Consider the following 18,934-nt stretch of genomic DNA (forward strand, 5'->3'; position numbering starts at 1 on the left):
ACGCCTCCGGCGTAACGGCCGACCGGGACGAGGGGCGCCCGGCACGCTGCTGCCCGTGACCTCCGCCCCCGCCCTCACCCCGGAACGGCGCGCCACGTATCGGGAAGTGCTGGCCAACCGGCGCTTCCGGCTGCTGTTCGTGACCCGGACCCTGACGGTCACGGCCGACTCGCTGCGGATCATGACCCTTTCGGTGATTGTCTTCGCGACGACCGGCTCACCCCTGCTGGGCGCCCTGACGTTCGGTGTCGGCTTCCTGCCGCAGCTCGCCGGTTCGCTCCTCCTCGGCTCGCTCGCCGACCGCGCCCGACCACGCCGGCTCGTCACCGCGGGATACGGCCTCCAGTGTGCGGCGGCCACTGTCATGGGGACGGCCCACTTACCGGTGGCGGCGCTCCTGGTCGTCATCGCCGCCGTGGCCTGCCTGACCCCCGCCTTCAGCGGCGTGACCAACCGACTCATCGCCGAGACGCTCACCGGTGACGCCTACGTCCTGGGACGGTCGTTGTCCAACATGTCCGCGTCCGCGGCGCAACTGCTCGGCCTGGCCGGCGGCGGTGCCGCGGTCGAGCTTCTTGGCCCGCGGACCTCACTCCTGCTCAGCGCGGGCGCCTACCTGGCCGCCGCGGTCGCCGTCCGCTTCCGGCTGCCCGACCTGCCCGCACCCGAGCAGGCGGTACGGCACGGACCGCGGCAGGGCTTCAGCTCGGTACTGCGCCATAGTTGGTCCGGCAACACGAAGCTGCTCGCCGAGCGCAGGGTCCGCAGGCTCCTGCTCGCCCAGTGGCTGCCGCCCGCGTTTGTCGCCGGCGCCGAGAGCCTGATCGTCCCGTTCGCGGGCGGTCGCGGCATGCCCGCCGGTTCGGCCGGACTCCTGCTGGCCTGTCTGCCGGTCGGCATGCTCGCCGGTGACCTGGCCGTCGGCCGCTTCGTCCGTCCCGCCGTACGGGAACGCCTGGTCGCCGCGCTGGTGGTGGTCATCGGCCTGCCGCTGGCAGGCTTCGCGCTGGATCCGCCGTGGGTGGTGTGCGCGGGCCTCCTGCTGGTCACCGGAACGGGGTTCGCCTACGCGCTCGGACTCCAACGCCCCTTCCTCGACGCGGTCCCGGAGGCCGGCCGCGGCCAGGCGTTCGGTCTGCTCACCGCCGGGCTGATGACCGTACAGGGAGCGGGACCGGTCGTGTTCGGGGCCGTCGCCGAGTTCACCGACGCCGGCGTGGCCATGGCACTCGCCGGTCTTGCGACGGTGTGCGTGGCAAGGTGTATCGCCCCGTGGCGCACGGGACGCGGGCAGTAGGGCCGGACCCTTGCGGACCTGACGTCATGTCAGCCAAGGACTCAGCCGTACTCCGAGCCGCAACTCGGCCTGCACACCGAGGCGTTGGCGGGACAAGGGTACCGTGTTGGCGCCGGACGATGCCCGAGGAACGATCAGGTACGGATGCCGAAGCCGACCCGTGGAGGCCGGTGCAGGAGCGCAGCGTTCTTGCGCTTGGCAGCGACACCAACGGGACAGGCACGGCACGATCGCCCGCGAGCGGCGCACCATCACCCACGGCTGGGACTGCTGTACTACGGCCAGGGGCGGCTTCGTCTACGTGTGCCGGCCAGGAAACAGACAGCGCGGAGCGTCTCCGGGTACGGGCCCGCGTCGAGCATGCCTTCGCCCGCATGAAGCACTACACCATCCACCGCGACTGCCGTCGGCAGCGCGGCAATGGCCTCCAGCACGCGGTCCAGGCAGTGGCCTACCAGCGCAACCCCAGCCTCACCGCATGGCAGGCACACGCCCACAACCCAGCGGGGAAAACCGTGATCACGGGAGACGAACGAGTGCTAGCGTCGCCCGTATGCCTGAACTGATCGCACCCACAGGTCGGCTGCATTCCTCATGGCTCGCGGCGCGTGACGAGTGGTCTCCGGGTGCCCATCAGGACGGGACGGGTCTGCGTCTCGCTCCTGGTGCCGACCTCGACAACCCCGAGGTTTTCTCGGAGTGGGTCGAACGACTGCGACAGCAGTCGGACAGGTCGGTTGCCGTCGGGGAGGAGCGCGTCCACGCGACCCATTGGTGGATCGTCGAGGGCGACAGCTATCTGGGGGCCGTTGACCTACGGCACTACCTGAACGCCCTTCTGCTCGACATCGGCGGTCACATCGGCTACAGCATCCGGCCCTCCTTCCGGCGACGCGGCTTGGCCACCTGGGCTCTCGGGGCGGTTCTACCGGAGGCCCGTGCGCTCGGCCTGGACCGAGTCCTCGTCACGTGCGACGACGACAACGTCGCGTCGGCGCGCAGCATCGAACGCAACGGTGGTGTCCTGGAAGATGTCCGCACAACCAACGCGGGCATGAAGCGCCGCTACTGGATCACTCTGTAGGCAACGTGCGCAACGGCTCTGGTGCTGTCGCTGATTCGGCCGATTTCCTGGAGCGCCCAGGTGTTGCCGTCCGGGACGGCGAAGTCGGCGAAGCTGGCGTCGTCCCGGCGATCGGGGTCGGCGCCCGACGCCCAGTCGCCTTTCCAGTCATCGATCGGTGACTTGCTCGTCCGACGCCAATGGGTCGATGTCACTCTCGAACATCCAGCCCTGGCCATAGGAATCGGTGTTGGCGAAGTCGAGAACGCGCCGTCGGCAGTCACCCGTACTGCCCCATCCCAGGGTTGCCGAACATGATCGGGCGCTCCGACGAGAAGAAGTGCCATGACGGCTGACAGCCGCAGAGCCTACGTCGGGAAGGGAAAGACATGCGCCTGGACCTCACGGGACGGACCGCGTTGGTGACGGGATCCACCCAAGGCATCGGAGCCGCGATCGCGGCCGGACTCGCGCGGGCCGGCGCGCGGGTCGGAGTCAATGGACGCGACCGGGGCCGGGTCGAGGAGTCCGTCAGACAGCTCGAGGCCGACGTGCCGGACGGCGACTTCCTTCCGGTCACCGCCGATGTCGCATCCGAGGAGGGCGCCGTCGCCGCCCGGGAAGCCCTGCCGGACGTCGACATCCTCATCAACAACCTCGGCATCTTCGGCGCCAAGGACCCGTTGGAGATCACGGACGACGAATGGCGTCGCTACTTCGAAGTGAACGTGCTGGCCGCCGTCCGTCTCACCCGTGCCTACCTGCCGCGGATGATCCAACGGGGGTGGGGCCGCGTCCAGTACATCGCGAGTGACTCTGCAGTGGTGATCCCCGCCGAGATGATCCACTACGGCATGTCGAAGACCGCCCTGCTCGCGGTCAGCCGCGGCTTCGCCAAGCATGCCTCAGGGACCCGCGTCACCGTGAACTCCGTCATCGCCGGCCCCACCCACACCGCTGGTGTGGAGGATTTCGTGTACCAACTCGTCGACCGTGACCTTCCTTGGGACGAGGCACAGCGAGCCTTCATGCGAGAGCATCGCCCGCAGTCGCTGTTGCAGCGCCTGATCGAGCCCGAGGAGATCGCCAACATGGTGGTCTACCTGAGCTCCGACCTGGCGTCCGCCACCACAGGCGGCGCACTGCGGGTCGATGGAGGGTACGTCGATTCCATCCTCCCCTAGGAATGGCCCGACCCCCATCACCCATGAGTCCGCGGTCTGGTCGAGGCCCTGTACGCGCCCCGCTGGTCCTGGCCTTCGAAGTGGGATGTTCACCTGCCCGAGGCACTCGTCCCGTGAGGCGCTCCGTGTACCGGCCGTTGGTGCCCCTGCGGTGGCGGGGTACCCGGCACCGCAGGGGGCCGTCTTCCGAACCGTTGGGGGCGGCACGGTCAGTGGGAGGCTGACGTCACGAGATCCTGCTGTTCTCCGGCATGCCGGCGGGCAGAACCCACGGCGGGGGCCGGCGCCTGCGGGCGGCTGACGCATACGACGGGACGGCCCGCCACCCGGTGCACATGGGGCCCCACGAAGGACAACGCGCCTTGGTTCCCCGGCTCTTCCTGCACCCATCGCACCTCGGTCCCGGCGAGGAAACGGACGAGTTCCGCGCCCAGCTCCTCCGTGGGGAACGGGTAGAGACGCTCAAGGCGGACGATCGCGGTGTCCGACAGAGCGGCGCTTCGCCGATGGGCGTCCAGGTCGTGGCAGACCTTGCCCGAGCACACGAGCACGCGCCTGATCCGGGCGGTGTCCGCCGTCTCATCCGGTATGACCGCACGGAACGCGCCCTTCGTGAGCTCCGTCAGCCCGGAGGCAGCCACCTTCGAGCGCAGCATCGACTTCGGCGTGAAGACGACCAGTAGCCTTCTGCGCTCATCGAGCGCTTGCTGCCCGAGCAGATGGAAGTAGTTGCCCGGCAGGGAGGGCATGGCGACGGTCATGTTCCCCTGCGCGCAGAGCTGGAGGAACCGCTCGATCCTCCCGGAGGAGTGGTCGGGCCCCTGCCCTTCCAGGCCGTGCGGCAGCAACAGCGTCACCCCGGAGCGTTGGCCCCATTTCTGTTCGGATGACGCGATGTACTCGTCGATCACGGCCTGCGCTCCGTTGGCGAAGTCGCCGAACTGGGCCTCCCACAGCACCAGCGCGTCGGGCCGCGCCAGTGAGTAGCCGTACTCGAAGGCCAGCGCGCCCAGTTCGGACAACAGCGAGTCGTAGGGTGCGAAGTCGGCGGTCCGCGAGCCGAGGGAGCTCAGTGGCGTGTGCTCCGCGCCGGTGCGCCGGTCGGTGAGCACGGCGTGCCGTTGGCCGAACGTGCCACGGCGGGAGTCCTGCCCGGCCAGCCGCACGGCAACCCCGTCCAGCAACAGGGAGCCGATGGCCAGTGTTTCCGCGGTGGCCCAGTCGATCGTTCCCGCATCCAGCGTCGTGGTCCGCCTCTGGAGCTGCGGAAGAACACGCGCGTGCACGGTGAAACCTCCCGGCACAGCGGTCTGGGAGCCGATCACCTGGCGGGCGGTGGCCTCCGTGATCGCCGTCGCCACCTGGGAGGCGGCCAAATGCTGAGCGTTCACGGGGTTCGTGGCGTTCACGGGGTTCACGGAGTGGGGGCACCGGACGCGCCCGGGTCTGGGCGAAGGCCCGTTCGAGCTGCCACTGATAGTCCCGCAGGGCGCCTTCCACCTGCCGCTCGGTGATGTCTCCCCGGCGGACAAGCGCCTCGGCGTACAGCTTGCGCGCCGAAGCCCTGGCGTCGATGCGGTCGTACATCGCCGGCTGTGTGATGTCGGGCGCGGGAGTTTCGGGGTGCGTTGCGTTCATCGGCGGTAGGCGGTGGCGGCGACGACGGGCAGGAGCGCGAGGGAGAGGGCTCCGCCGGTGAGGGCGAGGGCGGGGTAGCTGGTGGCGGCAACCATGATGCCGGAGGCCATGCCGCCGGTGGCGCCGGCGATGGCGATGGCGACGTCGACCAGGCCCTGGGTCTTGGCGCGGGTGGCGAGCGGCACGGTGTCGGTGATGATCGCGGTGCCCGAAACGAGGCCGAAGTTCCAGCCGAGCCCGAGCAGGGCCAGGGCCAGTGCGAGGAGGACGACGGAGTCGCCGGGGGCTGCGGCGGCGAGGATGCCAGCGGCCAGGAGGGTGATGCCGGATGCGGCGGCGATCTTCATGCGTCCGTAGCGGTCGACGAGCCAGCCGGTGAGGGGCGAGGGCAGGTACATGGCGCCAATGTGTATGCCGATGACGAGGCCGGAGGCGGCGGTGGAGTGGCCGTGGTCGTGCATGTGGACCGGCGTCATCGTCATGATCGCGACCATGACGAGCTGGGTGAGGACCATGACCAGCGCGCCGAGGACCACGCCGCCGCGTCCCTCGCCCGTGTCGGCGCGACCGTCGGCGGCGGCCGGGTCGGCCGCGGCGTCGGCTTCCTTGGCCTCGGCGACGATACGGGCCAGGAGCAGCGGGTCGGGGCGCAGCCAGAGGACGAGAACGAGGGCGGCCAGCGCGTAGGCGGCGCCGGATATGACGAAGAGTCCGGCGAGGTGGGGGATGCCGAGGTGTGCGGCGAGGGTGCTGGCGGGGGCGGCGAGGTTGGGTCCGGCGACGCCGCCGAGGGTGGTGGCGACCAGGACGGTGGAGACGGCGCGGGCGCGGTGGGCGGGGGCGGCGAGGTCGGCTCCGGCGTAGCGGGCCTGGAGGTTGGTGGCGGTGCCGGCGCCGTAGACGAACAGGGCGAGGAACAGCAGGACGGGGTTGTCCAGCACGGCGGCGATGATGACGCCGACGGAGCCGATGGCGCCGGTGAGGTAGCCGGTGGCCAGGCCGGGGCGGCGGCCGCGGGCCTGGGAGATGCGGCCGACGGCGACGGCGGTGAGGGCGGATCCGGCGGTGAGCAGGGCGCTGGGCAGTCCGGCGAGGCTGGTGGAGCCGAGCATGTCCTGGGCGAGAAGGGCGCCGACGGTGACGCCGGCGGCGAGACCTGCGCCGCTGAGGATCTGCGAGGCGACCAGGACCCGCAGGATGCGGCGCTGGGACAGAGCGGCATCGGGTATGTGGATCGTCGCGTGGGAGGGTGCGTGCGAGGTCATGTCCTCTTCCGGGGCAGGGCTGCGGGCATGGCGGGGTGACGGCCCGAATCAGGTTCGGTGGGTCGTCGCCTGTGTGCGGGGTGGGGCGTCAGCTGAGATCGGAGAGCCGGGCGAGCTCGGTGATCAGGTCGTCGGTGTTCTCCAAGGTCGCCAGCACGGACCGTGCGGTTCTTTCGCCTGCGGCGAGGGCTCCTTCGATGTGTCCGGCATACTCGGTCGCCGTCTCGGTCGACGCCCAGTGCAGTCGGCTGTCGAGGGTCGGCCGTTGGTAGAGGGGATGGCCGAAGAGCGAGTAGTCGGCAAGGCGCTGCACCGTGGACGGGGACGTCCAGTGCTCCGTGCTCCAGTTCTGTACGTGCAGGGCGGCGGGAGCGGCGGCGGCCGGGCCGAAGAGCCCGGTGAGCTGGTCGGTGACGGCCTGCTCGAAGCCGGGCCGTACGGTGCGGGCGTGCGCGAAGCCGAACAGGGCGGCGGGCTCGCCGCCGGGGCCGGACATGTCGTGGATCTCCTGGAGCGGTCCGGTCCTGCTGAAGGCCGCGCCGGCCAGCCCTTCCTTGCGCCAGAAGACGGTGGGGTAGTGGGCGACGACCTTGACCGCGGTGCCCATCCAGACCGGGGTGGAGCGAGCGAGGCGCACGAGTTCGGCCGGGAGGGCGTCGCCGAAGTCGATGCGCTCCAGCGCGAGGGCCGGCGGGACGGCCAGAACGACCTGCCTGGCGTGCAGGGTTCCGGCCGGGGTGAGCACGGCGAGGCGGCTCTCGCTGCCTGGGCGGACGGCGGTGACGGGTGTGTTCAGCCGCAGCGTGCCGGCGGGCAGGGCGGCGGCAAGGCCGGTGGTGAGGCTCTGGGCCCCGGCGGCGAAGCGGCGGGAGGGGGCATCGATCAGGTTGCCGGCCAGGCGGCGTGTGCCGGTGGTCTCCTGCAGGAGGGTGTCGCCGGCGCGGTGCTGGTCGAAGGTGGCGACGCCATGGTGCGCGGCCAGGGTGCGGACGCGTTCCTCGCCGTCCCAGAACCAGGTGGCGCCCAGGTCGAGGGCCCGATCGGGGTGCGGGACGGGCACGGAAAGCAGGCGTCCGCCGGTGCGGTTGCGGGCCTCCAGGCAGATCGTGTCGCGGCCGGCGGCGTGCAGGGCGCCGGCCGCGGCCAGTCCGGAGGCGCCGGCGCCGATCACGATCACGTCGTGTGTGTCCGGGTGGGACATGGAAGACGTCCTTTCTCATCGGGCCGGGCCCGGGGCCCCTGCGCGGCGGGAGCGGAAGGAGGGGGGGTTACGCGCCGTCGGCGGTGTCGAGGACGATGCGGAAGCGGGGAGCGCCGGAGCGCAGCCGGTTCACGGCTTCGCCGGCCTGCCGCAGCGGCAGGCGTTCGATCAGGGGCCGCACGCCGGTGGTGACGGCGAAGGCCATCGCCTCCTCGGTCTCGCGCGGGCTGCCGGTGAGATGACCGGTGAGAGTGTGGCCGTTCATGACGATCCGGGCGGCCGGGACGGTGAGGGAGCCGGCGTCGACGCCGACGAGGGTGAGCTGCCCGTGCACGTCCAGACCGGTGAGGAGTTCGTCGACGGGGGCGGTGGAGGAGGCGGTGTGAATGATCAGGTCGGCGCCGCCGAGCTTGCTCAGTGCGGCGCCGGGAGCTTGGGCGGTGCTGTCGATGTAATGGTGGGCGCCGAGCTCGCGCGCGATCTGCTCGCGGTCTTCGCCGCGGGCGATGGCGACGGTCTCGTAGCCGAGCTTGGCCGCGAACTGGAGGGCGAGGTGGCCCAGGCCGCCGATCCCGAAGACGGCGACGCGTCCGCCCGGTCGGACGCCGGCCTTGCGGACGGCGTTGAAGGTGGTCACGCCCGCGCAGCCGAAGGGGGCAGCGTCGAAGAGGTCGAGGCCGTCGGGGATACGGGCGAGGGCGTCGGCGGGCACAGTGATGTTCTGGGCCCAGCCGCCCGGGTAGGACAGGCCGGGGGTCTTGCGTTCGGCGCAGTGGACGACGTCGCCCGCTCGGCAGAACGTGCAGTGCCCGCAGCTGCCGCCGAACCAGCCGACCGCCACACGATCTCCGGCCGACCAGCCCTCGACCTGGTCGCCGGTCTCGGCGATGATGCCGGCGACCTCGTGCCCTGGGGCGACCGGGAAGGACGTTCCGGTACCGGTGGCCGCGGCCGTGCCGAGGTCGGCACTGCAGACGCCGCTCGCGACGATTTCCACCCTGACCCACCGGCCCGTCGGCCGCGCAGTCCCGGCAACGAGGGGGTGCAGGGGGCCTCGGGGCTCGGTCACGACCATGGTCACGGACCTGTTCGGCATGGCGCGTCTCCTCCGGGACAGAACGTCCGCTCATAGCTGCTGGTTATGCTGAGTAGGCAGGCGTCCCACCGTAGGCAGCGGCCACCGTAGCGGGTAGGGGACAGCCGTGAATGGAGCTATAAACCGTGGCTATGATCGATCGCTTGAACCTCGAAGGGCTCCGGTACGCGCAGGCGGTCGCCGAGACCAAGTCGTTCAGCGCCGCCGCCCGCGCCTACGGCGTCACCCAGCCCGCCCTGTCCAACGGCATTGCCAAGCTGGAGGAGCGCCTGGGCGACAAGCTCTTCGACCGCTCCCCGCGCGGCGTGACTCAGACGGCGTTCGGCGCCCGGATCCTGCCTATGATCGAACGTGCCCTGGACGCGCTCGACGCCGTCGCCGCAGAGGCCCGACGCCTGACCGAACCCGGCGAGCAGAAGATTCGCATGGGTCTCTCGCCCCTGATCAGCTCCCAGCTGGTCGCCCGTGCCTTCAGCATGGTCCAGGACCTCCCCGCGCCTCGTGACCTCGTGCTGCGCGAGGCGAATATGCAGGAGCTGCGCGAATGCCTGCTCGCCGGGCAGCTCGACATCATCCTCATCCCCGCGGTGACCGCGATGCCCCGCTTCGAGCACCGGGTCGTCGACGTCGAGCCCATCGTCGTTGTCAGCCCCGACACTGGCCCGGACGCGACCCCTCTTGAACTGGAGGAAGCCGGCAAGGAGTGCTTCATCCTCGTTCCCGACGCGTGCGGCCTGACCACCTTCACCACGCAGCTCTTCCAGGCCCACGAGATGCCGCTGCGCACTTATGCGGGCGAAGCCGCCAGCTACCAGGTCCTGGAGGACTGGACGAGGCTTGGCCTGGGCTCGGCCATGGTCCCCCGCTCCAAGCTCACCTCGCCCGACGTGCCGCACCGTCCGCTGCTCAATGACGGCCGGGAGGTCCAGATCTCGTTCGAAGCGGTCTGGAACGCCGACTCCTCTCTCGCTGCGGACCTGCTCCACCTCGCCGACAGCCTGGCGGCCACCCGCCACTAGCCATATGCATCGCTTATGGCCTGATTCAGCGAGATCCTCTACCGCGCTCTCCTGAGGATGCCTAACTTGGCAGGCACGTTGCGGAACCCGCCGCACCGAACCCTTTCTGCCGATCAAGCGAGGCATAACCATGGCATATCTTGAGATCACGCTGCAGGTGGCCCCGGCCAACCGTGCCGCAGCCGCGGGCGTGTACGAGAAGTACAAGCGGCCCTTCCTTGACACCGTCCCCGGCGCCACCAGCAAGGAGCTCCTTGTCCGCGACGAGGACGTCCAAGTCCTCCACGGCTTCGACACCGCGGCCGACGCCAAGGCCTACCTGGAGAGCGACCTGTTCACCCGCGACGTGGTCGGCGGTCTGTCCCCGCTGCTGGAAACGAGTCCCGAAGTCCGCCTCTACAACGCCGCCTGAAGGCAGGGTGACGTCATGCACGACATCAACGCCCTGCTGCGCGAGTACGACCGCGCCCGCGCCTACACCGACGAGCTGTGGCGAGACCTCACCCCGGACGAGGTGACCTGGCGCCCGCGCGAGGACTCCAGCGCCATCGGATGGCACCTGGGCCACCAGGCCCACGTCGCCCACTTCATGATCCGCAACCTCACCGCCGCCGAGCCCAGCCCCGACCCGGAACTGGACGGCCTCATGGACTCGGCGAACCCGGAGAAGTTCCGCGGCGCACTGCCGACCGTCGAACGGCTCACCGCATTCCGCGCCACCGTCGCCGAACGCGTCCACGCCCGCATCGGGAACATCGCCGCCGGCAAGGTCGGCGCCCCCACCCAGCTCACCATCGTCGCCAACCATCTGCTGCTCGCGCTCATCAACCACGAGTACCAGCACGACCAGTGGATCAGCGAGGTCCGCGCCGACAACCTCGGCCACGCACTCCCCTGCGACCCCGCCTCGGACTGGATCAGCCGCGTCGACGGCTACCTCGTCTGCAACCCCTACGCCTGACCGCCTGCACCTCTGCCAGGCAAAGTCGGCAGCAAGCCATCACCGGCACGACCCGATTCCATCGTGGGCCGGTGCACAGTCAAGGAGCGCAATGTGAGTGATGTGCGAGTCACCCCCTGGCAAGACGACAGCCTCCCCTCGCCCCCGCCTGAGCTTCTCGCGGGAATGAAGGCGCGTCGGCCCAACGGCGAGCTGATTGGCATCGACCGTGTCCTGCTCAGGAGCTTCCCGCTCGCGACAGGCTGGAACGGATTGCTGGGCCGGGTTCGCGCAGAGTTCGACCTGGCCTTGCAATACCGGGAACTGATCATGTTGCGAGTGGCCGTGCTGAACCGTGCCGACTTCGAGTGGGGAGTGCACTACCCGGCATACCTCCAGGCAGGAGGTACGGAAGAAAAGTGTGATGCCCTCAAGGGAAATACCGCAGAAAGCGGCCTCTTCAACGAAGAGGAGCTCGCCCTGCTCGCACTGACCGACCAGTCCACACAGCAGGTTGAAGTCGAGGCCGACGTCATCGAGGAGCTGAACCGCCTGTTCGGTGAAGCCAAGACAGTCGAAGCGGTCGCAACCGTCGCGGCCTACAACATGGTCTCGCGCTTCCTGGTAGCGCTGGCCATCTGAAAACCAACGGTCGGCTCGTCTGCCGCCTCGACGCCTGCCCACCCCCGCCGTTCAAGAAATTCCCTGAACCAGGAGCACTGCATGTCCAGCACCACCCCCGACTTCACCGGCCAGAAGGTCATCGTCATCGGCGGCACCAGCGGCATGGGCCGCGCCGTCGCCCGCCACATCCTCGACGCTGGCGGCACCGCCGTCGTCACCGGCCGTACCCAGTCCAGCGTCGACCAGGCGGCCACCGCCCTGTCCAGCCACGGCAAGGCCTTCGGCCTGGCCGCCGACCTGACCGACCATGCCGCCGACGACCGCCTGCGCGCCACCCTCACCGAGGAGCACGACGACGCCACCCTCCTGGTCAATGCCGCCGGCGTCTTCGCCCCCAAGCTCTTCCTGGAACACACGGCCGCAGACTACGACCGCTACCAGGCCATCAACCGCGCCTTCTTCTTCCTCACCCAGACCGTCGCCGCCAACATCATCGCCCGCGGCGCGAAGGGCTCCATCGTCAACATCGGCTCCATGTGGGCCCACCAGGCCATCGCCGCCACCCCCTCCTCGGCGTACTCGATGGCCAAGGCGGGGCTGCACTCGCTGACCCGGCACCTGGCGATGGAACTCGCCCCGCACGGCATTCGCGTCAACGCCGTCGCCCCCGCCGTCGTGCGCACCCCGATCTATGAGGAGTTCATCCCCAAGGAGGACCTCGACTCCGCCCTCGACGGCTTCAACGACTTCCACCCGATCGGCCGCACCGGTACACCCGACGATGTGGCCGCCACCGTCGCCTTCCTCCTCTCCGAGCAGACCGACTGGGTCACCGGCGCCGTCTGGGACATCGACGGTGGCGTCATGGCCGGCCGCAACTGACTCTTGCCGCAGTCACCTGTGTTGCACCGGCCAAGAAGCCGCAAGCCCGGGCCCCATCGCTCTCTTGGACAGAGGTTGCAGCCTGGGGCGAGCTTGGGGTGCTTCCGTGTACTTCAGTGCCGGTGCTGTCGACGCTGACTGCGCAGCAGGTGTGGCGTCATCATCCTGCGCGGTGACGCCATACCTGCAGCGGAAGCGCTGCGCAGGCCAACCGGCTGACTCAACGCACGGGCTGGACGGTACGAACTGCTGACTGCCCGGCTGAGCTCTGGGATCATCGACGGATGGCCAGCCAGCAGGGAGCGCCCGGGACTTCGGCAGTTGCTGGACGACATCGTTTCGCGCTACCTCAGCGGGAACACGCATGCCACCCTCAACGCAGCGTCTGCGGAGCCAGCCATGCCGGAGGTCCCCAAGGAAGCGGGATCGCTGCACGTGCGAATCGAACGCAGCTACGCCCAGGTGTCCGACAACGACCTCCCTCAAGTCGCACAACGCATCTTGGACCGCTCATGGATACAGGCAACTGGCGTCCGGGTTCGTCGTACTTCGGCTGCCGCGCGCTTCCCCGTGCGGCAGCCGCAAACTGGGCCGGCGCGCACGAGCGGCAGACCTGTATGTCGGCTCCTATCACCGTGCGTGCCGCAAGGCCGCTGATGCGCTGCGGCCCGACCGGCTGCTCATCTTGTCTTATGCGGGTTCGGACTTGTCCTTGTTAGTGTCCAGCGGTGCGAACGAGAGACACGGGTGTGCTGGGGTGGCGGGTGTTCTTCACGCGTCGTGAGCTGCCCCAGCCGAGGGCCGGGACCGATGTACTGGCCGAACTAGACGACCTTGACGACTGGCTGGACGCGAGGGGAGTCGAGGACGGATCGCCGTACCTGATCGACCCGTTGGGTCGGTACGACGTCGATCTGAACGACTACTTCCTGACCGAATTGGCGAACGAGCCGACGACTACCCAGGAGGCCGTGGCCTACGACCTGAAGCGGTTCTTGAAGTTCTTGTGGGACAACCGCGGTCGTCGGAGTTGGAAGGTCGCCACGGCGGAGGACCGGGCGGCGTTCAAGCACTGGCGGACCAGCGACATCGCCGGTCCGCGGGTGGAGCTGACGACCTGGGACCGTGAGGTTGCCACGGTCCACCAGTTCTACATCTGGGCGGTGAGGGAGGGCCACGCAGCCCGCAACCCGTTCCGGCAGCGGAAGTCTCGGAGCCGTGATCCGCGCAAGCGGACCGCAGAGGAGACCCCGGCGGAGGCTTCGCACGAGGGCCGCCCCAACGACATCGAGTGGCTGCCGCCGGCCCTCTACCGGCGGTGGAGAGATGCAGGGCTGCGGGGATTCACCCCAGAGGGACTCCCGGACCGCTCATTCCGAGGCCGGTTCGCCTCGCGGAACGCGGCCTACAGCGACTCGATGATCCGCACCGGACTACGGCTGTCCGAGCAGACCAGCCTGAGTATGTTCGAACTGCCCGAGGTGGTGCCGGGCCTGCTGAACATGAGGTCGTGGCTGCCGAAGGCCATCGCCAAGGGCGGCTCGGCCCGCCGGATCTACTTCGCGGCGTCCCCGCTCAAGGACGTGTGGGACTACGTCGAGACAGACCGGGCCGAGGCCGTCGAGGCCGCCCGGGACAGTGGCACCTACGAGCGCATCCGCAACCCGCTGATCATCACCAACCCGCGAAAGCCGGTCGTGATGCTCGACGGCGAGCGCATGAACATCGGCAAGCTCAAGCACCACGAACGCCGCCGGGTGCTGATCGACACACCACAGGGGCTGGAGCCGGCGGCCTTGTGGTTGAACCAGTACGGCATGCCGAGCAAGCCATCGGCCTGGCAGGAGGTCTTCAAGACCGCCAACGGCCGGTGCGAACGGCTGGGGCTGAAGGTCAGCTGCCACCCCCACGTTCTGCGGCACAGCTTCGCAGTGATCACCCTCGAACAGCTCATGCGCGGGCACATCCAGGAGATGGCGGAGATGACGCCGGGCCAGCGCTTCACCTTCCAACGGGTCTTCGGCGACCCGCTGAACTGGGTCCGGATGCGACTGGGCCACTCGTCGATCGAGGTCACTCAGATTTACCTGCATACCCTGGAAGAACTGGCGATGGAGACCCGGATGGCGCTGGTCCCCGACAGCTGGGAGCCGACCGGGGTCCACCCGGAGGACCTGGAGGAGAAGGCGGTGGACGATGCCGCCTGAGATCCCGAGCCAGCGCCGCCGGACCGGGCGAGGCCAGGTCTCGCCCCAGCCCGAGGGCTTCTACGAGCCGGAAATCGTGCGCGAGGAGGCCGGCCCGGTCGTCGAGTTCTTCGGAGAGGACGGCCGACGGGCCACCTACTCGTTCGCGGAACTGCCGTGTCCCGGGCTCCATGCCGATCTTGCCGCGGCCTGGGCCCGCAGGACCAGCCCGACGGGCGACGGCCTGCGGACCCACGCGGCCTCCACCTACGCCTGGGGCGTGATCGGACGGCTGGTGAGATGGCTTGGCGAGCTCGCCCGCCCGCCACGGACGTTGCGCGGACTGACCCTGTCTCACCTGCGGCGTTTCGACCAGCACCGGCGTATGACGATCCAGCCCACCAGCGCCGTGCTGGAAATGGCCCAGGTCAGAGCCCTCCTGAGGGAGGTCGAGCCGGCCGGTCTGCTGCGAGAGGAAGCACGGGAGTATCTGGACCGGCCCGGACAGCTCTACGGCCGGTGGCGGGAAGTGAACTCCAAGGAGCCGCCGCCCGGCTACTCGGACCGCGAGTTCGCGGCGATCATGGCCGCCGCCCGCAAGGACGTGGTCGCGATCCGCCAGCGTCTGAGGGCCTCCCACACGCTGATCGAGCAGTTCGAGACGGCCCCACACACCCTCAGCGAGGACGAGCAGTCACGGGCCCAGGAACTCGCGCGGATGCTGAGGACCGGCGAGGTTCCCCCGCCGATAAACGCCAAGGGCAACGGCGGACACCTTCCCGATCTGGCCGCACAGAGGGACTGCGCGGGACAGGTGTTCCTCACCACACAGGACCTGCCCGCGCTCATGGTGATGGGGGTGGGTCTCTCCGGCCGGAACGGCGAGACGATCAAGGAACTGGCCGCCAGCTTCCGGGTCCTCGACGGGCGGGCGGTCGCGGTCAACTTGGTCAAGCGGCGCCGGAACAAGGCCCGCACCCGCCGGACGATCCACTGGGAGGTCGGGCGCGAGAGCTCCCGCCTGCATACTCCCGGCGGCTGGTTCCTGCTGCTCAACGAGTTGGCCGAGTCCAGCCGCGTGTTCAGCGGGTCGGAGCGGGTGTGGTCGATCTGGACCGGTGATATCGCCGGCGGGCCAGAGGATTTCAAGGCCGCCCGCAGTGCCGCCAAGGGCCACATCGACCCGTTCGGTCTGAAGCTCAACCGGCAGTTCGAGTGGAACAAGTGGGTCGCCCGGCACGGACTGACGGCTGATGCCACTGACGAGGAAGCGGACCCCGAGCCGCTGGTGCTGACGATGAACCGGCTGAAGAAGACGGCCGAAGTCCGCACAACACGGTCGGTCGGCGGGCACCTGCCGTCCGCGTCACGGACCAACACGCCGGACGTGTCGTTCCTGCACTACCTGCGCAACGACCCGACCATCCGAGACTGGGCCGAGGAGATCCTCACCGAGGCCCTGGAGGACACCGAGGCGTCCGCCCGCGCCTTCCGGGGACGGATCTTGGACGAGCAGATGGCCAAGGAGGCCGGGCACGACCCCGCGGGCGCGGCGGAGAAGCTGGGCACCACAGCGGACAAGCTCACCGCCGCCGTGGGCGGCGAGCTGGACACGCTGGTGGCCTCCTGCCTCGACTTCGAGCACAGCCCCCAGAACGACGGCGGGCTCTGCAACGTGTCGTTCCTGACCTGCCTGCGCTGCCCGAACGCGCTGGTGGCGGAACGGCACCTGCCGAAAATGTTCGCGCTGCTGCGATGGCTCCAGAGCGAACTCGACGCACGCGGCGTCGGCGACTGGATCGCCCGCCACGGCATCACCTGGCTGATCATCACGCGCCTGATCCTGCCCAAGTTCACCGAGGCCCAGCAGGAGCAGGCCCGCGCGAACGCCTCCGAGGAATTGCCCACCGAACTCCTCGACGGACTCAAGGAGCCCTTGTGACCGACCTGACCGTCGGCGAAGTACAGCCGAACGTGCTCAACCGCGGACGAGTACGCATCCCTGCCGATGCCCTCGTCCTGGCCGGGCGCCCTCTGCGGCCCGGAGCGAGGCTGAGCGAGACCTCCCGGTTCAGTGACGACGCCTGGTTCCTCAAGCACGCTCAGACGCAGAAGCACCAGAGCGAGTTGGTCCTGAACTTCCTCCGCGTCCCGGCGCCCTTCCGCCCAGTGGCGAAGGAGATCTGCTTCACGCTCTTGCGCAGCGACCTGCCGCCTGGCTGCGAAGGGATCCGCAACATCGACTCGATCCGCTGCTATCTGACCGAGCTGAAGATGGTCTTCGAGTGGCTGGAGAGCCACGGCATCACAGAAGTCGCCGCGATCGTCCCGGCAGACGTCGAGGCGTTCGCCCGCTACATCGCCGGGCAGCGGCTCAGCCAAGACACCAAGGACAGCCGCCACCGGGGCATGAGGCTGCTGTGGTTGTGCCGGTCGAAGACCAACGACCCCATGGCTTTCGACCCGGCTGTCGTGGTCGCCGGGATGCGGTTGCCCCAGTCGCGCTCGGCGACCTCCCGGCGCCGGGAGAACGTCACCGACCGCATCCCGGAGCAGGTTCACGCCCCCTATCTGGTCTGGGCCCTGCGTTTCATCGACGACTTCGCCGACGACATCGTGGCCGCCCACGAGGAATGGCGGCAGCTGAACCGATGGTCCATGCCGGCCCGGCGGCGCCGCGGCCAGAAACCCGCCGGACGCCATCAGGTCGCCAAGGCCACCACCCGGGTCCTGGCCCGCTACCGGGCCGAGCGGCGCCCGCTGCCGGGATGGAAGGGCGAACCCAACCGCTGCCACATCGCCCGCGAGGCCCGGGTCGAGCGCACGAGCCTGTCGGACAAGTACGCAGGGGGGAAGTTGATCCGGGAGGCCGCCGCCGAGCTGGGCGTCGCGGACGCCACCTACCTGCGGGCGCCGGTCGCCGGACGGCTGGACGGACAGCCCTGGCGCGGACCGATCGAATACGACGACGTCGAGCTGCTGACACGCATGTTGCAGACCGCCTGCTACATCGTGATCGCGTTCCTTTCCGGCATGCGCGACAGCGAGGTCAAGCACATTAAGCGCGGATGCGTGAAGGTCTGGCGCGATGAGGACGGCCGCGTGGTCCGCCGCCGGCTGAAGAGCCTGGCCTTCAAGGGCGAGGAGGACCACACCGGGGTCGAGACCACCTGGGTGATCAGCGGGCCCGCCCAGCGGGCCGTCGAGATCCTGGAGCGGCTTCACCCAGCCCGGCAGAAGTTCCTGTTCGCACTGCTGCCACCCTCGCGCGGCTACGTCGCCCAAGGCGGTCAGAACGAGGCGAAGACAACGGCAGCGACGAACAAGGACCTCATCGCCTTCGGGCAGTGGATCAATGACTACTGCCTCCGCGCCGGACGGGACGACGGCGTCCCACTGGTCAACAAACAGGAGTGGAAGATCACCACCAGCCAGTTCCGCAGGACCCTGGCCTGGTTCATCGCCCGTCGTCCCGGCGGCGTCATCGCCGGCGCCCTGCAATACCGGCATCTGCGGGTCCAGATGTTCGAGGGCTACGCCGGCACCTCGGAGTCAGGGTTCCGCGACGAGGTCGAGGCCGAGGACGCCATCGCCCGAGGGGAGAAGCTCGGCGACCTGATCACCAGCGACGAGTTCCACCGCCTGACCGGACCGGCCGCGGCAGAGGCGGAGAGCCGGCTGACGACCTTCGAACGGCACGTCCAGTTCGACGGCAAGGTCATCAACGACCGCAAGCGGCTCCAGCGACACATGAACCGCTACGACCCGCACATCTATCCAGGTGAGTACGTCACCTGCGTCCACAACCGCGACCGGGCACTCTGCCACCGGCCGGACGGGACGGAAGGCCCGTCGCTGCCCGACTGCCAGCCCCTGCGCTGCCGCAACGTCGCGCTGACCAGCGAAAACCTCGCCCAAATGCGAGACGCTCTGACCGCCTACGACCGCGAACTTGCCCGGGGTGAGCTGCTTGCCCCACTCGTCCGCCACCGCCTGCAAACCCGTCGACAAGAGATCGTCGACTTCCTCGCCGCGACCATCGACCCAGCTCAGGCCGTCACCCCGGAGACATCATGAACCGCCAGCTGCCCACCGAGAAGCAGGTCCGCAGCGCGATGACGGCCGAACTCGCCGAGAGCGAGGCCAGCGGCCGACGGGCCACCGCCACCAACATCGAGAAGCAGCTCGGCGTCACGCACGCGACGTTCTACCGGAACTACCCCGACCTGATCGAGTGGTTCAAGGCTCAGCTCGCCACCCGACGCCAGGAGGCGGTGACCGAGAGGGACACAACCAAGCGCGAGGACGATCTGGCCCGCCTCCGACGCGAGAACACGGACCTCCGCAAACAGGTGCGGATCTACGCCGAAGCGATCCGCCAACTGACGCTCAAGACGGCACAACTGCAAGATGAGCTACACCTTCAGTCAGGTGTTGCCCACCTTGACGAACGCCGTCGATCGTCGGGGGATACCTCTGGGAGTAGCTGAAGCCGCAGGTCAGATCCACGGGCGAGCGCATAGGGAGTGGAGAGGAGCG

16 protein-coding genes are annotated in these 18,934 nt (G+C 69.2%); 12 read left to right on the top strand and 4 right to left on the bottom strand.

The window, feature by feature from the left end; translation table 11 throughout:
- Nucleotides 1-49 precede the first annotated feature (49 nt).
- From ACZ69M_RS48830 to ACZ69M_RS48840, 3 genes are all read left to right on the top strand, one after another.
- Nucleotides 50-1,297: an MFS transporter gene (locus tag ACZ69M_RS48830; RefSeq protein WP_470060209.1), complete on the top strand. Its 1,248-nt coding sequence runs from the start codon at nt 50-52 to the stop codon at nt 1,295-1,297.
- A gap of 553 nt (nt 1,298-1,850) precedes the next feature.
- A complete protein-coding gene (locus ACZ69M_RS48835; protein ID WP_470060163.1) occupies nt 1,851-2,381 on the top strand; it encodes a GNAT family N-acetyltransferase in 531 nt (176 codons plus the stop codon).
- Between the two features lie 368 nt (nt 2,382-2,749).
- Complete coding sequence (locus tag ACZ69M_RS48840; RefSeq protein ID WP_470060164.1) at nt 2,750-3,544, top strand: SDR family NAD(P)-dependent oxidoreductase; 795 nt, start codon at nt 2,750-2,752, stop codon at nt 3,542-3,544.
- A 209-nt stretch (nt 3,545-3,753) separates the two neighbouring features.
- On the opposite strand, the gene ACZ69M_RS48845 is transcribed toward ACZ69M_RS48840, so the two are convergent.
- The 4 genes from ACZ69M_RS48845 to ACZ69M_RS48860 all read right to left on the bottom strand — a co-directional run bounded on the left by ACZ69M_RS48845 (nt 3,754) and on the right by ACZ69M_RS48860 (nt 8,744).
- Complete coding sequence (locus ACZ69M_RS48845; protein WP_470060165.1) at nt 3,754-4,953, bottom strand: hypothetical protein; 1,200 nt, start codon at nt 4,951-4,953, stop codon at nt 3,754-3,756.
- A gap of 225 nt (nt 4,954-5,178) precedes the next feature.
- Entirely contained in the window at nt 5,179-6,447 is a 1,269-nt protein-coding gene (locus ACZ69M_RS48850; protein WP_470060166.1) for an MFS transporter, read from the bottom strand.
- An 88-nt stretch (nt 6,448-6,535) separates the two neighbouring features.
- On the bottom strand, nt 6,536-7,648 hold the full coding sequence (locus ACZ69M_RS48855; RefSeq protein ID WP_470060167.1) for a flavin monoamine oxidase family protein: 1,113 nt from the start codon (nt 7,646-7,648) through the stop codon (nt 6,536-6,538).
- 67 nt (nt 7,649-7,715) lie between these two features.
- Nucleotides 7,716-8,744, bottom strand: coding sequence for an alcohol dehydrogenase catalytic domain-containing protein (locus ACZ69M_RS48860; protein ID WP_470060168.1), 1,029 nt, complete (start codon nt 8,742-8,744; stop codon nt 7,716-7,718).
- Between the two features lie 131 nt (nt 8,745-8,875).
- Here ACZ69M_RS48860 and ACZ69M_RS48865 point away from each other — a divergent pair, with 131 nt between their 5' ends.
- From ACZ69M_RS48865 to ACZ69M_RS48905, 9 genes are all read left to right on the top strand, one after another.
- Nucleotides 8,876-9,763: a LysR family transcriptional regulator gene (locus tag ACZ69M_RS48865; RefSeq protein ID WP_470060169.1), complete on the top strand. Its 888-nt coding sequence runs from the start codon at nt 8,876-8,878 to the stop codon at nt 9,761-9,763.
- Between the two features lie 130 nt (nt 9,764-9,893).
- A complete protein-coding gene (locus ACZ69M_RS48870; RefSeq protein WP_470060170.1) occupies nt 9,894-10,175 on the top strand; it encodes a hypothetical protein in 282 nt (93 codons plus the stop codon).
- A gap of 15 nt (nt 10,176-10,190) precedes the next feature.
- Complete coding sequence (locus ACZ69M_RS48875; protein ID WP_470060171.1) at nt 10,191-10,724, top strand: DinB family protein; 534 nt, start codon at nt 10,191-10,193, stop codon at nt 10,722-10,724.
- A gap of 93 nt (nt 10,725-10,817) precedes the next feature.
- Nucleotides 10,818-11,345 (top strand): carboxymuconolactone decarboxylase family protein, encoded by a 528-nt coding sequence (locus ACZ69M_RS48880; protein ID WP_470060172.1) that lies wholly within the window; start codon nt 10,818-10,820, stop codon nt 11,343-11,345.
- Between the two features lie 81 nt (nt 11,346-11,426).
- Nucleotides 11,427-12,209, top strand: coding sequence for an SDR family NAD(P)-dependent oxidoreductase (locus ACZ69M_RS48885; protein ID WP_470060173.1), 783 nt, complete (start codon nt 11,427-11,429; stop codon nt 12,207-12,209).
- Nucleotides 12,210-12,937: 728 nt separating this feature from the next.
- Nucleotides 12,938-14,416, top strand: a complete 1,479-nt coding sequence (locus ACZ69M_RS48890) for a tyrosine-type recombinase/integrase (RefSeq protein ID WP_470060174.1) — start codon at nt 12,938-12,940, stop codon at nt 14,414-14,416.
- Nucleotides 14,406-16,337, top strand: a complete 1,932-nt coding sequence (locus ACZ69M_RS48895; RefSeq protein ID WP_470060175.1) for a hypothetical protein — start codon at nt 14,406-14,408, stop codon at nt 16,335-16,337. Before ACZ69M_RS48890 ends, ACZ69M_RS48895 begins: the two co-directional genes overlap by 11 nt.
- Nucleotides 16,334-18,472, top strand: coding sequence for a hypothetical protein (locus ACZ69M_RS48900; RefSeq protein ID WP_470060176.1), 2,139 nt, complete (start codon nt 16,334-16,336; stop codon nt 18,470-18,472). Before ACZ69M_RS48895 ends, ACZ69M_RS48900 begins: the two co-directional genes overlap by 4 nt.
- Nucleotides 18,469-18,885 (top strand): hypothetical protein, encoded by a 417-nt coding sequence (locus tag ACZ69M_RS48905; RefSeq protein WP_470060177.1) that lies wholly within the window; start codon nt 18,469-18,471, stop codon nt 18,883-18,885. Before ACZ69M_RS48900 ends, ACZ69M_RS48905 begins: the two co-directional genes overlap by 4 nt.
- Nucleotides 18,886-18,934 lie beyond the last annotated feature (49 nt).

It is taken from the genome of Streptomyces sp. NPDC107454 (assembly GCF_055582885.1).

Coding starts and splice junctions, on each gene's coding strand:
- ACZ69M_RS48835 (WP_470060163.1), top strand. CDS start 1,851: ATGCCTGAACTGATCGCACCCACAGGTCGGCTGCATTCCTCATGGCTC.
- ACZ69M_RS48840 (WP_470060164.1), top strand. CDS start 2,750: ATGCGCCTGGACCTCACGGGACGGACCGCGTTGGTGACGGGATCCACC.
- ACZ69M_RS48850 (WP_470060166.1), bottom strand. CDS start 6,447: ATGACCTCGCACGCACCCTCCCACGCGACGATCCACATACCCGATGCC.
- ACZ69M_RS48855 (WP_470060167.1), bottom strand. CDS start 7,648: ATGTCCCACCCGGACACACACGACGTGATCGTGATCGGCGCCGGCGCC.
- ACZ69M_RS48860 (WP_470060168.1), bottom strand. CDS start 8,744: ATGCCGAACAGGTCCGTGACCATGGTCGTGACCGAGCCCCGAGGCCCC.
- ACZ69M_RS48865 (WP_470060169.1), top strand. CDS start 8,876: ATGATCGATCGCTTGAACCTCGAAGGGCTCCGGTACGCGCAGGCGGTC.
- ACZ69M_RS48870 (WP_470060170.1), top strand. CDS start 9,894: ATGGCATATCTTGAGATCACGCTGCAGGTGGCCCCGGCCAACCGTGCC.
- ACZ69M_RS48875 (WP_470060171.1), top strand. CDS start 10,191: ATGCACGACATCAACGCCCTGCTGCGCGAGTACGACCGCGCCCGCGCC.
- ACZ69M_RS48885 (WP_470060173.1), top strand. CDS start 11,427: ATGTCCAGCACCACCCCCGACTTCACCGGCCAGAAGGTCATCGTCATC.
- ACZ69M_RS48895 (WP_470060175.1), top strand. CDS start 14,406: ATGCCGCCTGAGATCCCGAGCCAGCGCCGCCGGACCGGGCGAGGCCAG.
- ACZ69M_RS48905 (WP_470060177.1), top strand. CDS start 18,469: ATGAACCGCCAGCTGCCCACCGAGAAGCAGGTCCGCAGCGCGATGACG.